General features: G+C 38.1%; 17 protein-coding genes. 4 read left to right on the forward strand and 13 right to left on the reverse strand.

The window, feature by feature from the left end; all coding sequences use genetic code 11:
• The first annotated feature begins 8 nt into the window (after positions 1-8).
• The gene (locus IPM14_01745; GenBank protein MBK9096846.1) at positions 9-239 is read left to right on the forward strand and encodes a hypothetical protein; all 231 of its coding nucleotides are present in this window, start codon (positions 9-11) and stop codon (positions 237-239) included.
• A 170-nt stretch (positions 240-409) separates the two neighbouring features.
• Here IPM14_01745 and IPM14_01750 read toward each other — a convergent pair whose 3' ends face one another.
• Both IPM14_01750 and IPM14_01755 read right to left on the reverse strand, forming a co-directional pair.
• Positions 410-1,066, reverse strand: coding sequence for a hypothetical protein (locus IPM14_01750; GenBank protein MBK9096847.1), 657 nt, complete (start codon positions 1,064-1,066; stop codon positions 410-412).
• Between the two features lie 310 nt (positions 1,067-1,376).
• A complete protein-coding gene (locus tag IPM14_01755; GenBank protein MBK9096848.1) occupies positions 1,377-2,108 on the reverse strand; it encodes a DUF3667 domain-containing protein in 732 nt (243 codons plus the stop codon).
• Between the two features lie 374 nt (positions 2,109-2,482).
• On the opposite strand from IPM14_01755, the gene IPM14_01760 reads away from it, so the two are divergent.
• Both IPM14_01760 and IPM14_01765 read left to right on the forward strand, forming a co-directional pair.
• Positions 2,483-3,001, forward strand: a complete 519-nt coding sequence (locus tag IPM14_01760; protein ID MBK9096849.1) for an ester cyclase — start codon at positions 2,483-2,485, stop codon at positions 2,999-3,001.
• Between the two features lie 215 nt (positions 3,002-3,216).
• Entirely contained in the window at positions 3,217-3,795 is a 579-nt protein-coding gene (locus tag IPM14_01765; GenBank protein ID MBK9096850.1) for a transposase, read from the forward strand.
• Positions 3,796-3,850: 55 nt separating this feature from the next.
• Here IPM14_01765 and IPM14_01770 read toward each other — a convergent pair whose 3' ends face one another.
• From IPM14_01770 to IPM14_01810, 9 genes are all read right to left on the reverse strand, one after another.
• Positions 3,851-5,485 (reverse strand): T9SS type A sorting domain-containing protein, encoded by a 1,635-nt coding sequence (locus IPM14_01770; GenBank protein MBK9096851.1) that lies wholly within the window; start codon positions 5,483-5,485, stop codon positions 3,851-3,853.
• A gap of 220 nt (positions 5,486-5,705) precedes the next feature.
• Positions 5,706-5,894 carry a glycine zipper family protein gene (locus IPM14_01775; protein ID MBK9096852.1) on the reverse strand — a complete coding sequence of 63 codons (189 nt, stop codon included), beginning with the start codon at positions 5,892-5,894 and terminating at the stop codon, positions 5,706-5,708.
• A gap of 55 nt (positions 5,895-5,949) precedes the next feature.
• Complete coding sequence (locus IPM14_01780; GenBank protein MBK9096853.1) at positions 5,950-6,132, reverse strand: hypothetical protein; 183 nt, start codon at positions 6,130-6,132, stop codon at positions 5,950-5,952.
• A gap of 162 nt (positions 6,133-6,294) precedes the next feature.
• On the reverse strand, positions 6,295-6,870 hold the full coding sequence (locus IPM14_01785) for a T9SS type A sorting domain-containing protein (GenBank protein MBK9096854.1): 576 nt from the start codon (positions 6,868-6,870) through the stop codon (positions 6,295-6,297).
• Positions 6,871-7,884: 1,014 nt separating this feature from the next.
• The gene (locus IPM14_01790) at positions 7,885-8,322 is read right to left on the reverse strand and encodes a T9SS type A sorting domain-containing protein (GenBank protein ID MBK9096855.1); all 438 of its coding nucleotides are present in this window, start codon (positions 8,320-8,322) and stop codon (positions 7,885-7,887) included.
• 81 nt (positions 8,323-8,403) lie between these two features.
• Entirely contained in the window at positions 8,404-9,903 is a 1,500-nt protein-coding gene (locus IPM14_01795; GenBank protein ID MBK9096856.1) for an SUMF1/EgtB/PvdO family nonheme iron enzyme, read from the reverse strand.
• A 96-nt stretch (positions 9,904-9,999) separates the two neighbouring features.
• Positions 10,000-10,926 (reverse strand): aspartyl protease family protein, encoded by a 927-nt coding sequence (locus IPM14_01800; protein MBK9096857.1) that lies wholly within the window; start codon positions 10,924-10,926, stop codon positions 10,000-10,002.
• A 196-nt stretch (positions 10,927-11,122) separates the two neighbouring features.
• Positions 11,123-11,329: a hypothetical protein gene (locus tag IPM14_01805; protein ID MBK9096858.1), complete on the reverse strand. Its 207-nt coding sequence runs from the start codon at positions 11,327-11,329 to the stop codon at positions 11,123-11,125.
• A 183-nt stretch (positions 11,330-11,512) separates the two neighbouring features.
• Positions 11,513-11,659, reverse strand: coding sequence for a hypothetical protein (locus tag IPM14_01810; GenBank protein ID MBK9096859.1), 147 nt, complete (start codon positions 11,657-11,659; stop codon positions 11,513-11,515).
• 52 nt (positions 11,660-11,711) lie between these two features.
• Here IPM14_01810 and IPM14_01815 point away from each other — a divergent pair, with 52 nt between their 5' ends.
• Complete coding sequence (locus IPM14_01815; GenBank protein ID MBK9096860.1) at positions 11,712-12,287, forward strand: hypothetical protein; 576 nt, start codon at positions 11,712-11,714, stop codon at positions 12,285-12,287.
• Positions 12,288-12,422: 135 nt separating this feature from the next.
• Here the strand turns inward: IPM14_01815 and IPM14_01820 are convergent, their stop codons facing one another.
• Both IPM14_01820 and ggt read right to left on the reverse strand, forming a co-directional pair.
• Positions 12,423-13,580: an AraC family transcriptional regulator gene (locus IPM14_01820; protein MBK9096861.1), complete on the reverse strand. Its 1,158-nt coding sequence runs from the start codon at positions 13,578-13,580 to the stop codon at positions 12,423-12,425.
• A 178-nt stretch (positions 13,581-13,758) separates the two neighbouring features.
• On the reverse strand, positions 13,759-15,480 hold the full coding sequence (gene ggt, locus IPM14_01825) for a gamma-glutamyltransferase (GenBank protein ID MBK9096862.1): 1,722 nt from the start codon (positions 15,478-15,480) through the stop codon (positions 13,759-13,761).
• Positions 15,481-15,509 lie beyond the last annotated feature (29 nt).

A 15,509-nucleotide genomic window follows, 5' to 3' on the forward strand; every position in this document is an offset into this window, starting at 1 on the left:
CTTGTTTTATGATGAAAGAGATTTCAAATGTAGCGGATAAATTTATTCTGGTAAGATTTTATAAATACTATATAATCGATAGTATAATAATTGTAAAAGATCATGGTTTAAAAGAGCTGTTCAAAAGAAGAGGATGGAAGTTCCTGCTGATAATTATTTCTTATTATGCTGTAAGAGATACATTAATTTATCTTATCATTCCTTACCTGGCAGCAAAAGGAATAATAAGTTTCTGGTAAGTTGTAGAAATGATATCCGCCCTATCCGGGGCGGATATCTAAATAACGCCGAGTTTGTGATAACATTTCCGACCCGGCATCTGTTATCCGGCATCCGGCATTTAGTATCCCCGTATTCGTCCTTCGGACTACGTCGAGGTATCTGCCATCAGATTCTGCTTATGGTTATCTTATAACTCTCTGCCAACCGATTCAGACCAGCGCAGTATATTACCATTTGCATCTTCGGTAACAGCGGCAAGGAAGACCGTACTCTTGTTATACAGATCTGCAATCTGCTTATCAGTGGAGTTAAGATTAAAGGTAAGCTTTAGTTCATCCAGGTCGTAGCTTGTAATATGCTTAAGGCTAAAGTAGGGGAGCTCTTGTTTCTTCGGTTCGTAAAAGCTAGCCAGCAAAATAAAGACAACTCTCTTTTCATTTGGCAGTATATCAAACGGCATCAGCTCGGCTTCAATTTTACCCGGGAGGAAGGTTATGCTTTCCACGGGCAGCGGAAATCCGTCCGGTGTTATTAAGTTCTTATCGGTAGGACGCTCGGTGCCGCAAAGTTTAAAGTTCACCTTGCAGATTTTATTGTAGGCGCTGGATGCAGGTGCTTTCTTCAGATCCCATATCCTGTATAGGACATCCCTCTCCTTAATTGCTTTTGCAAAAAGTCCGTTTACCTTAAAGCGGTTCCTTTTATCAACTTCGTGAGGAGCTTTACTCATTCTGTATTTGGCAGGGCGGGCTGAAATATAATACTTACCGTATCTTGTTCTACCGACAATATCTCCAATCCTGCCGCTTAATTCCCCCAATACTTTTTTCTCTAATCTTGCCATGCTCTTTATAATTTGTTCTGAATAATATAAATAAATACTGTCTAACGGCCTACAAACAGCCTACAAACGGCCTATAAACAGCCTATCATTGTTAAAATCTTATTCGTTGCTTTTAGTTTACTAAACCCCAAACAGAGGCGGGATTATTTTTTTAGGCAGAATTTCGATATTCAAAATTCGTTAATCGATTTTCGATATTCAGTTTTCGAATGATGAAGTCACAATCTGGTGTCTGGTATCCGGAATCTGACATCCAGTCTCCAATATCAGAGTTTGCAATCCAGTTCCTATCCGGAATAATTAAACGCGGTTATAACAGAACAATGACTACCGTTATTATTCCAATCAAAATCACAAAGAATATTGCATAGCATAGTACACTGAGAAGAACTGCTTTTATTCTTTTAACTTTATTAAAGAATTGTGTGTAGCTCCAGACCATTAATATTATATCTGCAAGGATAAGCATATCTCTGAAAAGGAAAATGTTTTCAGTTCCATCTAAAATAACAAGCAGCGGGAATGTTGCAATCCTTATCAGCAGTCTCTGGCTGGCAAGAAAAGTATTTAGGTAAATGTGCTCATAAAAATTATAACCCTGTTTCCGGAACGATAAATACGAACCTATCGAATAAACCGGAACGAATAGAAGATTAACTATGGCAAAATGATCAGCGATCCAGTTGCCCACGCTTCTAAGATCGAGCTTTCCATCCACAGCACTATCAGAAATTCCTGAAAACAGATTGATACCGAATGTATGATACAGCACACCATAAAATGCGGCAAATGCTAATAACAGAGCTATGGGCTCAAAATGATTTACTCGTTTACCTTCAATGTATTCGCGGATAGATTGTCCGGGTCTTGTAAACAGCTGACGGGAAGTATAGAAAATTCCTTTATGAAAATAATGAAGAAAATTTTTACGCAGATTTTTCAGCAGGAATTTAAAATCCAGTCGTTGTGTATCTGCGCTTTGTCCGCAGTTGTTGCAGAAGTTTCCCTCGAATTGATTATTACAGTTTTTACAGGTTATCATATTTGTTTAATTGCTCCCCGGTCGTATAAATATTTTTACCGGAAATTGTGTTTGCCAAAGTTAGCAACCCCATTCAACTTATCCATAATTATTTTGGATTAGCTCATAGCAACAGGAGAGATCAGTAGCTGGCGGGTTGTATGTCGTTAGTAAAAAGCCGGTATTAATTCTTACTCTTACTCATAATCTTACTCTTAATCCAGCATCTAGAATCTAGATTGCTTTGCTCTGCTTTCAGTGTCCGGGAATTGTTTACCAATAAGTAGCCGAATAACTATAGTTGATTTAAAGCAAATAAATTTTATTTTCAACCTATACGGATTGAGTTAAATGTCCGTCAATTAAAATCATCAACAAACTTTTGGAGGCTTGTTATGTACAAATATCTTTTTACTCTACTGTTATTCCTTTCAATTACCGCATTTGTTTATACACAGGATATGGACAATGTGTCAATGGACGCAAAATACAAGATGATCTATAACGAAGTATTGAATGCGCTAACCACGGGAAAGACCGATGTGCTGGATAAATATATTGCCTCGGACTTTACCGAACACGATCCAAGTCCTGTGATGTCAACCAAAACTGGTCTTGAGCGCATCAAAGAGGACTTTGCTGCGTATCATAAAATTTTCCCCGATATGAAGGCGAAAGTTCACAGCATAGCCGTTTCGGGTGATATGCTTTTTGCTCACCTGACTTTCACGGGCACCACTTCTGAACCCGCAATGGGAATGCCGGCTGGTCACAAAATGACAATGAACTCAGTAGATGTTATCCGCTTCAAAGGTGATAAAGCTGTTGAGCACTGGGGATTTACTTCCAACTCAGATATTATGAAAATGATGCCGCAGGATAAAATGATGCACGAAGGAATGGATAAGAAGTAGAAAAGTTTTCAATCACATTTAATGTTGTAGAGACGTCCCGTCGGGACGTCTCCCAGGGTTCTCTCGATACATTGCATTACTCGAGAACCTTTACCCTTCCCGGTTTTCGAGTGTTTTCTGATGGAATCAGAAAAATTATCGAGAAAACATTACGTGTTAGCAAACCTAAAAGTAGCAAGAGACGGGTCACCGACCCGTCTCTACGAAATAAATAAATGGCAATGATTTTATTTAAAAATAAATTTAGGATTGACTCTTCTCGATTAAAGGATTGGGATTACTCAACTCCGTGGTGGTATTATGTAACCATCTGCACAAAGAAAATGAAGTGTTGGTTTGGAGATGTTAAGGACGGTAAAATGATATTGAACGATGTGGGGAAAATTGTAGACGAAGAATGGAATAAAACAAAAGAGATTAGAGGAAATGTTGATTTGGATTATTATGTGATAATGCCAAACCATTTTCACGGCAATATAATTATCAATGGTCCGGAAAAAATCGACAATACTGTAGAGACGTCCCGGTGGGACGTCTCAAAGAAGCCCGAGACGGGTCACCGACCCGTCTCTACAAATCTTAAACCGGATTCTTTAGGATCGGTAATTGGTCAATTCAAATCAATTTGTACAAAACGAATCAGAAAATCCGGCTATGAAAATTTCCAATGGCAGCCGCGTTTTTATGATTACATTATCCGGAATGAAAATGATTTAAGAAGAATAAGAGAATACATTAAAAACAATCCGCTCAAGTGGGAACTTGATGAATATTATAACTCCTCAATCGAATAATAATTTATTTCAATAAAATTCCCGCAAAGGCGGGATTTCTGATTAATTGAGTACGTCACTTAATCACCAACATCTTTTTTGTTTCGCTGAACCCGGATGCAGATAAAGTGTAGAAATACAAACCGCTTGGTAGTCCATTAGCATCAAAGTTGACTTCGTAAGTTCCTGCAAGCTTTTCTTCGTTGACAAGTGTTGCGATTTCATTTCCCAAAACATCATAAACTTTCAATGTTGTAAAGACGTCCCGCCGGGACGTCTCTACTGATGGAATAGCGAATATTATTTTAGTAACCGGATTAAACGGGTTCGGAAAATTCTGGTAAAGTGTAAAACTGCCGGGGGTGTTTTCGTTAGAGTTTTCTTGAACAGAAACAACACTTCCTGAATTTAGCTTCGCAAGAAAAATATTCAGGTAGTTGCCGGTGAAGGTAATTGTATCGAAGACTGAGTTTTCACCAACAAATCCGACGACATAAATATTTCCATCGGCATCGCCTGTAATGCTGCTTCCGTTATCGTAATTATTACTGCCCGCAGCTTTCGCCCACTGAATAATGCCGTCAGCATTGTAGCTAAGAACATAGAGATCATTGTTTGCTACAACCGGGCTAAGTATTACTCCATTGCCAAAATTAATTGTACCTCTGAAGAAACCAGTCAGGTATGTGTCCCCGTTTGAATTACAGAAAAGAAAATTTGAATTGCCGGTAGTTGCATCGCCAAGTGTATTCCCTTGCGGAATTTCATTCAGCCAGATAAAATTTCCATCGGGGCTGATTTTAGTTACGAAGAAATCGTAAACCCACTGCGGACCGTGTGCAACAAGATTACCGAAGTTTGTTTCAATAAAAATATTTCCGCTTAAGTACCCATTGCCAAAAGCATCCGTTTCAATATTGAAATCCTGGACCGTGATATCCTCTATGAAGTTTACCCACTGAGCAGTTCCGGCAGAGTTGTATTTAACAACGTATTCGTTGTAGGCAAAAGGGGCTATCGTATCCAAACCATTAAATGAAGTCAGGCCGCTGAAAGCAAAACCAGTAACCCAGACATTTTCCGAATTATCAACACTGATATCGCTTACTGTTCCAACATTAGTCTGCAGGATTGTAGAAATCAGATTTCCGTCCGGATTGAATTCATAAATGTTTGCATTGACGTTGTAATTTGTGGCCCCGATCAAAATATTATTTAAAGACTTTAATTCCATCGCAGTAAGAATGCTGTGTTGTGGTGCAAATGACGTTGCGTCCAGTACCCAGAGAAAGTTACCAGAGACATCTGTTTTAAATACAAAACTGTTCTGGTTAATTTCGGTTTGATAAAGAGTTGTATTACCAAGTACTACTGAATCTCTGAAAGTGCCTATACAGACCACATTGTTATCTGCATCAATATTTATTTCAGAAATATCTGTTTTACCATAGATTGTTCTCTCCCAGATTAATATACCGGAAGAATTTCGTTTCTCTAATTTTGTATCGCCGTAAATAGTGGAGCCATAGACCTGATGATAGTTTACAAGTCTTGCACAAACGGGATTCCCTGAATTATCAATTGCAACCGCAGTATGTAAATAGGTTGGATTAAGCTGATAATTAAGCGGCTTAATATCAACCCATTCGAAAGATTGAGCCCGGATAAAAGTAAACGATAAAATTATTATAAGCGGTAATAATCTTTTCATTGCAGCCTTCCTTTAGTTTATTTAAAACATAAGCAATAAATGGAAAGACTTCAACCCCATTGATAAGTAAGAGAGCAACCTGAAAACTTTAGTTGAAATATATCATCAATTAAAAGCAAAATTTGATTAACGCAGGCAGGGTCGTTCATATCGGGTCCGGCACTAGTTGATTTCAAGACTTAAGGTAAGTGTTGAGACAAAAAAGAAGACCAATGTAATTCTACTTTAAATTAGATCGCTGTTCCAGCATTCCGCCGATTCCGGCGCCGATGGCAATACCGCATCCGACACCAACGGCTAACCACACGGCAATATCTTTTGTAAGCAGTCCGATAATAATTCCAGCTATTGCTCCACCGGTGAAACCGAAAGAAACACCAAAAGCCAGCTTGTTCATTTTTTGTTTCATAAAATTTTTCAAAGGATTAATTATTTATTTTAATTCAAATCAAAGCATTCAGGGTTTATTTTATCTTTTCAACTATGAGCAGAAAATCAATCTTGGCACTCCCGCCTAAAATCAATAATGCGGGTGCAACGTTCGGAATAATTGATACAACCTCGCCTTCCAGTTTATTTAGAAATAGTTCGAGCTTTGCCTGATCTTCTTTCATATTGATCTGGAAGCGATGAATTCTGTATTTCATTTTTGATCTCCTTATTTTTAGGACAGGTTCGATATGTTATTAAAGACACATCAATCATAAAAATAAAAAATCTGTTGTGATTTTTATTTTTCAATTAAACAAAGAAGCGGTGATATTTATTCTACTTTAATCACGTGTAACAATAAAGCTCAAAGACGATTATTATTTTAGCAGAACCATTTTCTTTATTTGAAACATATCACCCGCTGACAGCTTATAGAGATACAACCCGCTTGGTAGTCCTGCCGCATCAAAATTGACCTCGTAAGTTCCTGCAAGCTTTTCTTCGTTGACAAGTGTTGCAATTTCGTTTCCCAGAACATCGTAAACTTTCAGCGTTACATTACTGATCACAGATAACTGATAACCGATTACCGTATTTGGATTAAACGGGTTCGGATAATTCTGAAAAAGTTTATAGTTCAATACTTCGATTTGCTCGGGATATTCTTCTACTGAAGTTACACTATCCACAAGTGCTGTCCACAAACTGTTAAGGTTGTTATCAATCCTGGTCCAGACAGGGCGCACAATATTATTATGTGCACTAACGCCGTTATAATGACCTAAAAAATTATATTGAGATGGTGTGAATGGGGTTTCGCTTACTTTAAAATTTATGAACGAATCGCCTCCATCACTTGATAACGCCATGTAAACATCTGTTTGAAGATTTGTATAGTTGCGGCGATCATAAAATAAAAAATATAAATTGCCATTTGTCTGATCAATTGTCATCCATGCAAAAAACTGGTGTTTTCCCGGGGGATCGTTGTTAACCCGTATTGGATCAGACCAGCTTGTACCACTATCAGTGGACTTGACTAACCACACATCAGTATCCTGGTAACCGCTTCGCGAATCTGTCCAGCATATATAAATATTTCCATTATCTTCACCAGAACTAAGATCACAATTAATTATTGGAAAACCGGGGGCAATTTGAACGCCCGGGACGTTGAATACCAGCCAGTCAATATGAAATCCCGAAACGTTGACATCATCTTCCGGCCATGTAACTCCGCCATCAGTGGATTTGTCAAACATAAGACCGTATGGACTCCACCAGGTAACATATACCTCATTGTTTGGTCCGATTGCTGGCATTGGAGAATGATCACTATAATTTCCTGCCTGTGCATTTCCTTTTCTATCACTTATAACAACCGGAGTATCCCAGTTTATGCCTCCATCTGTTGAACGAGATAATTGAATTTCTGAACTATCTTCCGGATTTATACTTCCGTGATCATCAAACTGAGCCCATGTAACGTAAATGCTTCCATTCTCCTGGTTTACTGCAGCCCATTCTTTATCATTTTCTTTAGTTCCATTTAAACCAGTGTATGAGCCATTTGACCAGGTACCGGGTAATGATGAAGTTTTTTGACACACTATCCGACTTCCATATGGTACGAGGTGGAAATAGTAATAACCATTCTGATCAGCTAAAACACAGGGATCACCATTGACACCGTATGTCGAAGCAAGAATACCATGTTGCCAGCTCATCCCACCATCAATTGAGTAGTAATAATTATCAGTATTTGACCCAACCAGTATATGATTTGTATTATATGGATTAATAACAATTGAAGGCTCATTTGGCTCATATTGTTGTATTGCGTTTCCGACCATAACATTTTGATACTGAGCAAAAATGGAGATACGGAAACAATAAAATCCAAATGTAAAATAGAAAAGTATTCTGTATATCATTACAAACCTCCGTTAAATTATTATTATTGGATGCTATTTCATCAGCAGCATCTTCCTGGTTTCAACAAAACTTTGCCCCGAACTTGTCGAAGAATTTCTTGCTTGAAGTCTGTAGAGATATACTCCGCTTGGCAATCCCGAAGCATCAAAAGTAGCTTCATAAGTTCCAGCTGGTTTTATTTCGTCAACTAATGTTGCGATTTCATTTCCCAAAATATCAGAAACTTTCAGTGTTACATTACTGATCACAGATAACTGATAACCGATTACCGTATTTGGATTAAACGGGTTCGGATAATTCTGCGTAAGCTCAAATTTAGCTGGTGAGTAATACGGGTTTTCGTCTACTGGAAGCGGGACATTGGTTAAAGTAATCGATGCATCACCTCTGCCATTCCCACCCAGATATTGAGCCTGGACTAAACATGGAACTATGAGTAATAATACCAAATAAATTTTAGTTGATCTCATTTCACTTCTCTTTTCATCAGTTAATAAAATTTTATTAATCTTTTTATTGTTTAAGATGAGCACACCTTATACAAATCACTGTTATGGAGCTGTACGTCCGCCGCGACCGCCATCCGAGTTGTAACGATAAGCATCAGTTCCTGCGGCACCACTTCTTTCGGAAACTCGTAAATACCATGCATAATAGAACCAATATCCTCCCCGGAAACCAGCACCAAGTGAAGAAGCAGGCGGCCAGTTAACTACATCTGCGTATCCCGAAGTGCTGAGTTCACCATTTCCATGTTCACCCGTAAACAATCTGCCTGTAGGATTACCCACAGTTACAAAATGTTCAAGCAAATTGCCGCTCATTTCCATGATACCGTAAATAGTTGAACCCGCCGTTACCCGATCAAGGTTACTTGCGTTGCCAGCAAAAATACCTGTGCGCAGCGGCCCATTGATGTTTCCACTAGTAGGTGTAGTTAAACTATACGCAGCATTTCCTTGTGTTGTGCTATAGTTAGTCGAGATATTTTCGTTGTATGCGCCGCTATTAATTAGAGTGTATGGATTAGTTGTTATTCCTGTTGTACCCCATGCATATTCGTTGGGTACAGGCGTCAAAGTTCCCCGGCAGGATTTCTCAAATTCCAATTCTGTGAGCGGGCGTAATCCACTCCAATCAAGATATGCGACCAGATCAGACCAATTTATGTAGCTGCAAGCAACAAAAGGATTCGTGGTGCTGTAAACTCCACTTGATACCGAAATACCATACCTGTTTGATGAACCAAAATTTTGAAAATGTTGGGAAGCCTGAGGCGACGTAAGACTATTTAAAAAATCTACATATCCTTGTTGGCTTATTTCATACTTCATACAATAGAATGCACGATAACCTTTTGGAAAATCTGCCGGAATAGGTCCAAGTCTGTCACCCCCGTAAGTTGAATTTGAATAGTAGAGGTTATCGTTTGCAGTTCCTATAATTATTTCAGCTTCGCTGGTTATTAAGTATGGATCATTTGTAACAGGGTATTTGTAAAACGCACTGGTTTCATTACCGCCGCTGCCGATATAAAAATTTCCCTCAGGTACATAAACCATCTCAATGGCATGCACTCTAATATCAACAATATCATTTTCAGTTAATCCGTTTGCGCCGTAATTCCAGCGCAGTTGCAAATCTGTAGCTGAAAATAAACCTGCGCCGTCTGCATTACGATAGATAAATGCTCCAAGTCCCGGGTTAGTATTTTGGTTAAATGCTGAATCAGGTTTGAGCAAGCCAGTAGATATCGTACATCCCCCTGGATTGACGTGCCCAACATTATTGAGCCAAGTTTGTTTCCAGGCACCAGTTACTATCCGGTATTTTATAAAAACCCATGCAGCATCCCAATTATTTGGCGATGCCGATGTTCTCCATGAGTTTTCCCAGCTGATATCAAACTTTACCATGATATAATGTTCTGATGTATTCTGATCGACAAGGCTAACGTTGGTCACAGTTATATTGTTGGCAAATGAAGTCAAGCCGGAAAACAAAAACGTGCAGAACAGACATAACACTTTAATATTGTATTTTATATTCATATTAATATTTGTGCCCCTTTCAATTTGTTTTTTATTTATCAATTTATTCTATGCTGATTTTGCATAATGAATTAATTAATAATTTGAGAATCTTCTCTATTTGAACTTTTCCTTGAAATATTTATTCGGCTTAACATAGAGCGTCTTATTTTCGTAATTAAAAATCAGGTTAAATCTTCTTAATGCATCGTTGCCAATAATTGCATCAGCACCTTTTTGCTTTGAGCGAATTTCAGCCGGAGCTACCATTGCAGTGACTTCATCCAATTCATATGAACCGATAATTAATTTTGATATACTTCCTTTTTCACCATAAATGTCACCGCTTAAACCGCGACCCAGATGAACAGGTTCTAAATTATCCGGCAGAGTGAATTTCATTTCCTGTCTTTTGAGCAATAAAATTGCATCGCCAGCTGCACAGTCAATATAGGTCGAAAGTTTAATTGGGTCTTCACCTTTTACAGATATTGAAATATCTATCCATGGGATAGTATTGTTTTTGAAATACAGAGGGATTCTTTCCCAGCTGTTATCCGGGTTTATTTTTTTTGAATCATGAAGAATCATTATGTTTTTATCAAAATCAAGCTCTGTTGCATAGTGACCTAATATTGAATAACCAATTATGCCATCAGTTGGGAATCCTTTGTAAATATCATTTTGCAGAACGATAACTTTTTGATTTTTGAATTCAAGATCACCAACGAAAAAACTTGCGGAATCATCCATTAATGCTGTTGATGGTTCGCCACCGCCAGCACCGGGCATTTTGACTTCTATCATCTTCCTCAATTTAATTGAATCCCTAAGATCAGGATTATAAATCATCAGACCGTCGAACGACATTCCAGAGTCAAATAGTATATTTAACGGACCGATGCCCTCAATGGTTACCGGAAGTATTGTTTTATTTCGTTCAAGCTTTATCGGAATTGTTTGTGATAAGATATCTGCACAAGAAAGGAAAAGTAAAATTATTATAAAGTAACAGACCGCTTTTTTAAGAGATAGTGTTTTCAATTTATTTCCACCTCAAATTATTTTATTAAAAGCATTTTTTGGTTTCCAGATAGTTCTTAGTTTTTAATTGATAGAAATATATTTCGCTCATTAATCCTTCGGCACCCACCTCGATTTGTAATAAAGACAAATCGGTTATTAGAAATAAAAGCGAAGAAGACCGCCAGTTTCTTCTTGTCATCTTTAATAAAAATGGTCATTTTCTGGTCAGCAATTCTTTGATGCCATCTACTTCTTTTTTAATTGTTTTTGTGTATGCGATAAGATAGGCTATCTGAGTCATAACGATGAAAATGTAGCCGGCGATAATTACAATTTTATTATTGGTCGCGATCCCGACAATAAAAGCAGCAACTGTACAAACTGCATAAAGGGTTAAGCCCACGTAATCTTTCGCTTCCATTTCACTCCTCCTGAGATTTATGTTTTTTTAATTCATATAAAAATATAATGTGATTTAGCGCAAGCACTTCTTTAATATTTTGCACGGTAGAAATATTATATGGCAGGCAGGATTCTGAACAACAATTAGTGTTTGGCAATTAAAAATTTGGAATCGGGTATCCGGTATCCCTGGCTTCGTCTTTCAGACAATGCTGAGCCGGGCAGCATCCAGAATCTGAGATTGCTTTTCTGTAAGTAGCAGTATGCTCGCAATCACAAATCTCAACTCTTCCCGATTGAACGAACCTTTCTGCGGTTCTACCCCATCGATAAGAACGATTTGGCCCATAATACAAGATACTTTTGCCTTGTAATTTTTAATTAAAAAAAGGAGACACACAATGTTTAGAAATTTTGTATTTGCGGTATTTGTCACATTTATCTCTGTTCAATTATCAGCACAGGATATTTCCTTCACACCGCAAGGAAATAATAGCTTTAACCATTTTTACGCTGATCTGATTGCTAAAACAGCTACCTTAAATGGCGGCTGGGGGCTTTTCGGCGGAATGAGAGCCGGATATAATATTAATAATAGTGTAAGCATCGGGTTAGTCGGCCATGGATTAATTCCAGACAAATTAGGCGGTTCATACATCAATCAGGAAGGCCAAGATGAACTTCACTTTGGTTATGGCGGTGCAGAAGTAATGTACAAATATGATTTATCGGACAGGTTTTTTTTAACAGGAATGATGATGATCGGTGCGGGACGAACTGATTATGAAAATCTTGGCGGTCACGATTATTTCTTTATGATGGAACCGGGTGCTTCGATTAATTATCGTATCATAGATTGGTTCGGGCTTGGTTTGTCCGGTGGATACCGTATTGCTGCAGGTGTTAAATACGCCGACTTATCGGATGCAAGTTTCAGTGGATGGTCGTCGAGTCTTGATTTTAAGTTTGGGTTTTAAGTAATTGTAGAGAATCATTCTCACGTTAATGTGATCATTAAAGATATAGAGACGTCCTTGTGGGACATTTCAAAAGAATATGAGACGGGTCACCGACCCGTCTCTACACTAGCTAAGGATAAAGAAGAAAAAATCTCATGCAACCTTTTCTTTACGGGCATTGCTTCTGTATTGTGCGGGGGTGATCCCCGTTGCTTTTTTAAATGCAGAGTAGAAAGCTGTTTTTGAACTAAAGCCGGCTTCAAAACCGAGAGCAAGTATGCTGAATTTATTCTCCACATCTTTCTCAATTAACCCTTTCACTTCTTCAACACGATAACCATTTACAAAGTCATAAAAATTTTTGTTGAGTTTTGTATTAATGATTTCCGAGAGATTATGAGTCGAAATTTTTAGCATCGAAGCAAGCTCGGAAAGATTCAAATCATTTTTTAGATAGGGCTTTTCGGTTTGCATTATATTCTGAAGTTTTTCAATAGCCTCCAAAGCAAATTCGTTTGTTAATCCTGATTTTTTATAAGATGTACTTTTTTCTGTGACTTCACTTGATGCCTTTGCATCTGTTTCTATCAAAACAACTTCGGGCTGGCGGAGACTCCTGTAACCAATAAGGAACACAAACACAGACATACCGATGTAAATCAAAACATTAGCTTTAATATCCTCTCCATAAACAATGTCTGTCGCATAAGTTAAAAGAACAATGAACCAGATTGCTGCTGAGCCGATCACAAAATACATAAGCCAGCGCAGATTAATTTTATCAATGTTCGAAAAAGATTCTTTAATTCTGCTGTTGTATTTGATTGCTTCTCTTACAGTGAGATAAGTATAAATGACACCCGAAACAGGAATTAATTGTCCAGCCAAAGCAAAATGCCAGGGAACTTCAGCGCCGGGCATAAGAAGATTTTCATAGAATGATTGGGACTTGAAATAAAAAAAGATCAAGCCGTAAATATGTACAAGAACAAATGGAATATAGTTGAGTAAATAAACCGGCTTAAAAACTTTCTCATTCTTTGTTAGTAATAAAACATAAATAAAAATGTTTGGCCCGTAGAGATAAGGGAAAGTGCTGTTCACAGCCATCAGCTGTGGTGCCTTTAAAATATCGCCCGTGATAAACAATGCACCCGCAACCAGGTCTATTGCAAACAGGAACATTGTAATTGAAAGAACTTTGTTTGCGAGCCGGTTCTCTTTTTTACGAAACAGTACAATAGAAAGCTGCACAGCTTGCGCAGCACCAATAATAAAGATGTAAGTAATTATTTGTTTTAGTTGAAGCATTTTGAATTACTCAGACAAACTTAGCTATGTGATTTCTCTTACTCAAGCGAGTGGATTTGAAATGGTTGGTAATAATTTCGAGATTCGAAATTGAATATTCAATCTTAATCTGATTGATGATTAACGATTTTAGATTTACTAAGTCAAAATCCGGTATCTGGAATCCTGTATCCAGCATCTAGTAACCTGCAGCAAGTCCGCCACCGCGAGGATCAGAAGCACCGTATATGATTTCGTTTTCATGATCAATCATTATTCCCTCGGCGATTCCGATTAATCTTGTTTCGTAACTATCATCCCAGAAGTGATAGCCCATATCCGTCAGTTTTTTTCGTACATCGGGACTTAAAGTGTCTTTCTCATAGAATATTGAATCGGGCATCCATTGATGATGTATTCTCGGTGCTTCGATTGCTTCGCGGATGTTCATACTGAAATCAATGCAGTTTAAAACTACTTGCAGAACAGTTGTTATAATCTGCGAGCCTCCCGGCGAACCGATGACAATGTAAGGCTCATCATTTTTGAGAATAATCGTTGGTGTCATCGAGCTGAGCATTCTCTTTTCTGGTTGAATAGAGTTTGCTTCTGTTCCAAGTAATCCGAACTGATTCATTACACCGGGCTTTCCGCTGAAATCATCCATTTCATTATTAAGCAGAAAGCCGGCACCTTCAACAACAATCCCCGAGCCGAAAGAAGAATTAATGGTTGTGGTTGTGCTCACCGCATTTCCATACGAGTCATAAACTGAGTAGTGGGTTGTTTCTGTACTTTCGTAAACCTGTTCAGCATCCAGACTTTTTATTTCTGAAGAAGGGACAGCTTTGTTTTTTTCTTTTTCGATTCTATCAAAAATTGTTTTTGCATATTCTTTTGAAACAAGCTGGTCAGTTGGAACGGGATAAAAGTCTGCATCTCCGAGATGGTTGGTCCGATCAGCATAGGCATACTTCATAGCTTCAACGATGTGATGAATGTAATGAGCGCTTCCCCAATTTTCTTCCGATAAATTATAATTTTCTAAAATGTTTAGCATCTGCACAAGCGCAATTCCACCGGAGCTTGGCGGTGGCATTGAAACAATTTCATATCCGCGGTAATTTCCAAGTATCGGTTCTCTTTCAATTGGCTGATATTTTTCAAGATCTTCAAGAGTAATATATCCGCCGAGCGATCTTACCTGATTAACAAGAAGTTCAGCCACTTTGCCTTTGTAAAATCCTTCTCTGCCTTTTTCTTTTATCTGTTCAAGTGTTTTAGCAAGATCAAGTTGGATAAATAATTCTCCCGTTGAGTATGGCACTCCATCTTTTGTAAATATTTTCATTGATGATGGATACTGTGAGAACAATGGTATTGTATTGCTGAAATAAATAGAGTCTCTTTTTTCAAGTCGGAATCCATTCTTTGCAAGTTCAATTGCAGGCTGGATTACGTCTGCTAACGTCATCGTTCCATATATCTCTAATACATAAATTAATCCCGCGACGCTTCCCGGAACACCAGCTGATGTCGCACCGTACATACTAAGTTCAGAAACAAATTCTCCGCTTTCATTTAAGTACATCTCTCTGTGAGCAGAGAGCGGAGCTTTTTCACGATAGTCGATAGTTATATTGTTTCCATCAGCAAGATGAATAACCATAAAACCGCCGCCGCCAAGATTTCCGGCTGAAGGATATGTAACAGCAAGTGCAAATCCAATAGCAACAGCCGCATCAATTGCATTACCGCCTTTCTTCAGAATTTCAACACCGACTTTTGAAGCATACGAACTTGTTGTAACCACCATTCCATTTTCAGCAGATATCGGTTGTGGTTTTTCGGAACAAGCTGTTAGCAGGAACAAATAAATTAACGGGAGAAGAACAATAAATAGTTTTTTCACATTTGTCAGGTTAATTATCAGAGCTATTCTTTATAATA

The sequence above is a fragment of the bacterium genome (assembly GCA_016716565.1).
GTDB lineage: Bacteria > Bacteroidota > Ignavibacteria > Ignavibacteriales > Ignavibacteriaceae > IGN2.